The 4,368-nt window shown below is 73.6% G+C and carries 6 protein-coding genes; 4 read left to right on the top strand and 2 right to left on the bottom strand.

Features of this window, described 5'->3' with window-relative positions; all coding sequences use genetic code 11:
• Positions 1 to 191 precede the first annotated feature (191 nt).
• The gene (locus tag IE249_RS28565; RefSeq protein ID WP_189709295.1) at positions 192 to 1,322 is read left to right on the top strand and encodes a DUF2786 domain-containing protein; all 1,131 of its coding nucleotides are present in this window, start codon (positions 192 to 194) and stop codon (positions 1,320 to 1,322) included.
• 58 nt (positions 1,323 to 1,380) lie between these two features.
• Here the strand turns inward: IE249_RS28565 and IE249_RS28560 are convergent, their stop codons facing one another.
• Positions 1,381 to 1,929, bottom strand: a complete 549-nt coding sequence (locus tag IE249_RS28560; protein WP_189709293.1) for a DUF4232 domain-containing protein — start codon at positions 1,927 to 1,929, stop codon at positions 1,381 to 1,383.
• Positions 1,930 to 2,021: 92 nt separating this feature from the next.
• Positions 2,022 to 2,525: a hypothetical protein gene (locus tag IE249_RS28555; RefSeq protein WP_229859438.1), complete on the bottom strand. Its 504-nt coding sequence runs from the start codon at positions 2,523 to 2,525 to the stop codon at positions 2,022 to 2,024.
• A 137-nt stretch (positions 2,526 to 2,662) separates the two neighbouring features.
• Between IE249_RS28555 and IE249_RS28550 the strand changes: the two genes are divergently transcribed.
• The 3 genes from IE249_RS28550 (at position 2,663) to IE249_RS28540 (ending at position 4,208) form a co-directional block, all read left to right on the top strand.
• Positions 2,663 to 3,037, top strand: coding sequence for a VOC family protein (locus IE249_RS28550; RefSeq protein WP_189709291.1), 375 nt, complete (start codon positions 2,663 to 2,665; stop codon positions 3,035 to 3,037).
• Positions 3,038 to 3,372: 335 nt separating this feature from the next.
• Positions 3,373 to 3,720 carry an ArsR/SmtB family transcription factor gene (locus IE249_RS28545; protein WP_189709383.1) on the top strand — a complete coding sequence of 116 codons (348 nt, stop codon included), beginning with the start codon at positions 3,373 to 3,375 and terminating at the stop codon, positions 3,718 to 3,720.
• Positions 3,717 to 4,208, top strand: coding sequence for an SRPBCC family protein (locus IE249_RS28540; RefSeq protein WP_189709288.1), 492 nt, complete (start codon positions 3,717 to 3,719; stop codon positions 4,206 to 4,208). The genes IE249_RS28545 and IE249_RS28540 overlap by 4 nt, the downstream gene beginning before the upstream one ends.
• Positions 4,209 to 4,368 lie beyond the last annotated feature (160 nt).

Raw genomic sequence — 4,368 nt, 5'->3', positions numbered from 1 at the left:
GGTCGTCCAGGCGGACGGTCGACCTGATGCTGGGATTCGTCATGTGTCAACCGTAAGTTGACACCTCGATATCGTCAACCCGAAGTTGACACTCCGCGAGGTGGCTGTCCACAGGGTGTGGACGGGGCGGAGTCCGCGCCGGGACTGCCGGGACTACCGGGACTGTCGGACCCCCGTGGCACGATCGACGTGTGACCGCTCCGCCTACCGTCGACCAGGCCTTCCGGGCCGCCCTCTATGCCACGGCCGACGACGCCCTGGACGCCGGCGCCTCCCTCCTGGCCGCCGACCCCGCGGCCGACGCCGAACTCGCCCGGCGCGGACGGGAGTTCGTCGCGTCGGCGTGGCAGCGCGGCTGGCAGCCGGCCGACGTCATACGGATCGTGCGGCGGGAGCTGGACGAGGCGCACGTACGGCTGGCGGCGGAGCTGGTGCGCGCACAGGCCGGGGAGGACCGGCCGCGCGGCCCGCGCTGGACCGCCCAGCTCGACGCCCTGCCCGGCGAACAGCCGCCCCGCACCGACCGCTTCACGCACGCCACCGCCGTACTGGAGCTGTACCGCCTGCTGCTGCGGCTGCCCGCGCTCGAACCGCTCGACGAACCCCGTGCCGCACACGCCGGAGCGCAGGCCGGCGCGCGGGCCGATCGGGCCGGGTCCCGCATGCTCGCCCGCATCCGCGCCCTGCTCGCCAAGGCGGAGGCGACCGGGTTCCCGGAGGAGGCGGAGGCGCTGAGCGCCAAGGCGCAGGAGCTGATGGCCCGGCACAGCGTCGACGAGGCGCTGCTCGCCGCCCGCGCCCCGGCGCCCGACGCACCCGGCGCCTGCCGCATCGGCATAGAACCGCCGTACGAGCAGGCCAAGGCGGTGCTGCTGGACGCGGTCGCCACCGCCAACCACTGCCGCGCCGTGTGGAACGAACCGCTCGGCTTCTCCACGGTCGTCGGTTTCGAGGCCGACCTGGAGGCGGTCGAGCTGCTCCACACCTCGCTGCTCGTCCAGGCCACCACCGCGATGACCAGGGCGGAGGCGGCCCAGCGCGCGGGCGGGCGCAGGAGGACCAAGACCTTCCGGCAGTCCTTCCTCGCCTCCTACGCCCATCGCGTCGGCGCCCGTCTCGCGGCCGCCGCCGGGACGCAGGTCACCGAGGACCTGCTGCCGGTCCTGGCGAGCCGGGACGTGGCGGTGGCCGACCGGCTCGACCGGATGTTCCCGGAGACCACCACCACCCGTCTGCGCGGTGTGAGCGACGAGGCGGGCTGGACGGAGGGCGCGCGGGCGGCGGACCGCGCCGAGGTGAGGTCCCGCCCGCGGCTGGGCTGATCCGGCCGCCGGGCGTCCTCGCCGCCGGGCGGCCCGGCCGCCCCCGGCCGGGTGCGGGTCAGTCTCCGGCCTGCTGGAAGGCGGTCACCGAGGCGTTCGGGTCGGCGGCGTCCTTCTTGCCCTGGACGGGGCCGTACGACCACTTGAAACTCTGGCCCTCGGCCGCCCCGGGCAGACCGATCTTCAGCGACGTGGCCGCGAGGCTCTTCGGGTCGCCCTCCTTGCCCCGCACGTACGTGAGGGTGAAGGAGGCGGTGTCGCCCTTGGCGAGGGTCAGCTTCTGCGGGGTGCCGGTCTTGTCCTGCGGCACGGTCGCCGTGGCGCTCTGCGCGGTCAGGGAGAGGGTGGGGAAGCCCTCCAGGGTGCACTTGGCGCCCTTGTTGGTGAGGGTGACCGGGACGTTGCCCGTGTCCCCGGCGGAGGGGGCGGCGTTGGCGGGCCCGACCTGCAGCCCGACCTCGCCGATGCGGCAGGCGGTGCTGTCGGTGTTCTTGCTCCCGCTGTTCTTGTTGCCGGTGTCGCTGCCGCCCGTGCCGCCGCCGCTGTCGCAGGCGGTGAGGAGGAGGGCCGCGGCGAGGGCGGTGACGGTGATCGGAATCGCGCGCATGAGGTGGTTCCTTGGGTCGTGACGATGCTCAAGGATCATCACGTACGAGCGTGCGGCGCGGTTGCCCGCCCCGCCACCGGTCCCGGCTGACGTCAGGAGCCGAGGCTCGCCGTGGGCAGCCCCGAGGGTAGCGCCGGTCCGTCCGACCGGGTGTACTTCTCCTGGCCGAGACCACCCTCCCAGGTAATGCGCAGGGTGGTCTTGTTGACGGAGTCCACCGTGCCGGTGGTACGGGACTTGCAGTCGCGCAGGTGGACGACCTGCTTGCCGGCCTCCTCGCCCGCGGTGCCGGAGCACGTCGTTCCCTCGGTCGAGAAGAGCGCCGCCTGCTTGCCGGTCACCATCAGGACCACCGCGCGGCCGCCGCTGGTGGTGAGCCAACTGCCCTCCGCCTTGCCGGCATTGCCCGCTGTGCCGCCGGTGCCGCCCGAGCCGGCAGCGCCGCCGCCGCCGGTCGCCGTCGCGGCGGCGCTGCTCGTGGTCGAGGTGTGGTCCTTGGCGTCGGAGCCGCCGCTGTCGCACGCGGTCAGCGTGAACACGGCGAGCAGGCCCGCCGCCGTCAACCGTGTCGCCGTCGCCCTCGTCGTCCTGGTCACTGCAAGCCCCCAAGCTGGAACCGGTCGGCCGCCCGGCGGCCGGTACGACCGCAGCAAGCTATCAGGCGCGGCCATGCGATGCGTAGGCGATTCCCTACGCTTGACGCGTAGGGAGAGTCCTACGTATTTTCGGTCCCATGCACATCACCCACGCCTCCTTCGTCACCCTCCCCGTCGCCGACCAGGACCGCGCCCTGCGCTTCTACCGGGACGTGCTCGGCTTCCGGGTCACCGCCGACCGCGAGATGCCACAGGGGCGGTGGCTCCAGGTCGCGCCCGAGGGCGCCCAGACCGTCTTCACGCTCGCCGGGCCGGGCATGGGCGGTTTCGTGGCCGGCTCGGCCCGGGGGATCATGCTCGTGACGACCGACGTCGACGCCGACTGCGCGCGGCTCACGGAGGCCGGCGTCTCCGTACAGGGGCCGGACGACCTGCCCTGGGGGCGGATGGCCGCCTTCGAGGACCCCGACGGCAACGGTCTGATGCTGCTGACCGAGAAGGAAGGCTCCTGACCGACCCCATGACCTCCACCGGCCCCGGCCCCGACCTCACCCCCGGCACCGCACCGACCCCTGCCCAGCCGCCCGCCCCCGGCACCCGCGCCGACGGCACCGCGCCCGTGACCGCCACAGGCACCGCACCCGGCAGCGGGCCCGCCGCGCCGGGCCCCACGCGCCCGGCCGACACCGCCGCTTCCGTGAGGGCCGTCGCGCCCGCCCCCGCCACCGGCGGCAGCCGCGCCGGCACCGCGCTCGCGGCCGGCCCCCGCGCCGCCACCGCCCCCGCGACCGCCGCCACCGCCCCCGCGACCGCCGGCACCGCGCCCGCGACCAGCCCCGCACCCGCCATCCCGCAAGCGCCCGCCGAAGCCGGCGACCGTGTCTTCGCCGCGCTCGCCAATGGCGCCCGTCGTGAGGTGCTGCGGTTGTTGCGGGAGGAGGGGCCGCAGCCTGTGCAGGCGCTCGCCGATCACTTCGCCATGCGCCGGCCCAGCCTCTCGGAACACCTCAAGGTGCTCCGGGAGGCCGGCCTCGTCTCCGAGCAGCGCTCCGGCCGGCAGCGCATCTACCGCCTGGAGGCGGCCCCGCTGGCCGAGGTGCAGGACTGGCTCCACCCGTACGAGCGGTTCTGGCGCGGCCGGATGAAGGACCTCGGCGCCCTGCTCGACCGCATGCCCGACGATGGTCCGGCATGACCACCGCACCCCCGCCGCCCGGCGGCACCGGCCCCGGTGACGACGACCTCACCGCCATTCGCGTCGACCAGTTCTACCCGCACCCTCCCGCCAAGGTCTGGCGCGCCCTCACCGAACCCGCGCTGCTCGCCGAGTGGCAGATGCCCGGCGCCGACGGCTTCCGCCTGGAGGTCGGCCACCGGTACCGGATGACCTCCGTGCCCCGGCCCAACGCGAACTTCTCGGGCGTGGTCGAGGTCGAGGTGCTCGGCTACGACGTCGAGCGGACGCTCTCCGTCCGCTGGACCGACGCGGATCCGGCCAGTGCCGTCCACTGGACCCTCACATGGACGCTGGAACAAGAAGGCCGCGGTACGCGTCTGTTCCTTTTGCACGAGGGATTCGATCCGGACGACCCGGCTCAGATGATGGCGCGCAAGATCATGGACGGGGGCTGGCGGGCGCATGTCCTGCGGGTTCTGGGGCAGGCGCTCGAACGGGCTCGGTAAAGCGAACGTCAAAAGCTGTAACCGCCGGACCACTCCCCGTGCACGTGCATCTGCTCATGCATCTGCACATGAACACAGCTATGATCCGGGTCAGTTGACCGATGCATCAATGGCCACACCAGCCAGTGCACCACCGGGGAGCGACCTGTGGACCACGACG

The organism is Streptomyces anandii JCM 4720 (assembly GCF_014650655.1).
Taxonomy (GTDB): Bacteria; Actinomycetota; Actinomycetes; order Streptomycetales; family Streptomycetaceae; genus Streptomyces; species Streptomyces anandii.
The sequence above is the reverse complement of the archived record's forward strand: the minus strand, read 5'-3'. Positions and strand labels throughout refer to the sequence as shown.

What these genes read in the sequence shown, in the direction of transcription:
- IE249_RS28560 (WP_189709293.1), bottom strand. Translation starts at nt 1,929, where the DNA reads ATGCGCGCGATTCCGATCACCGTCACCGCCCTCGCCGCGGCCCTCCTC.
- IE249_RS28550 (WP_189709291.1), top strand. Translation starts at nt 2,663, where the DNA reads ATGCACATCACCCACGCCTCCTTCGTCACCCTCCCCGTCGCCGACCAG.
- IE249_RS28540 (WP_189709288.1), top strand. Translation starts at nt 3,717, where the DNA reads ATGACCACCGCACCCCCGCCGCCCGGCGGCACCGGCCCCGGTGACGAC.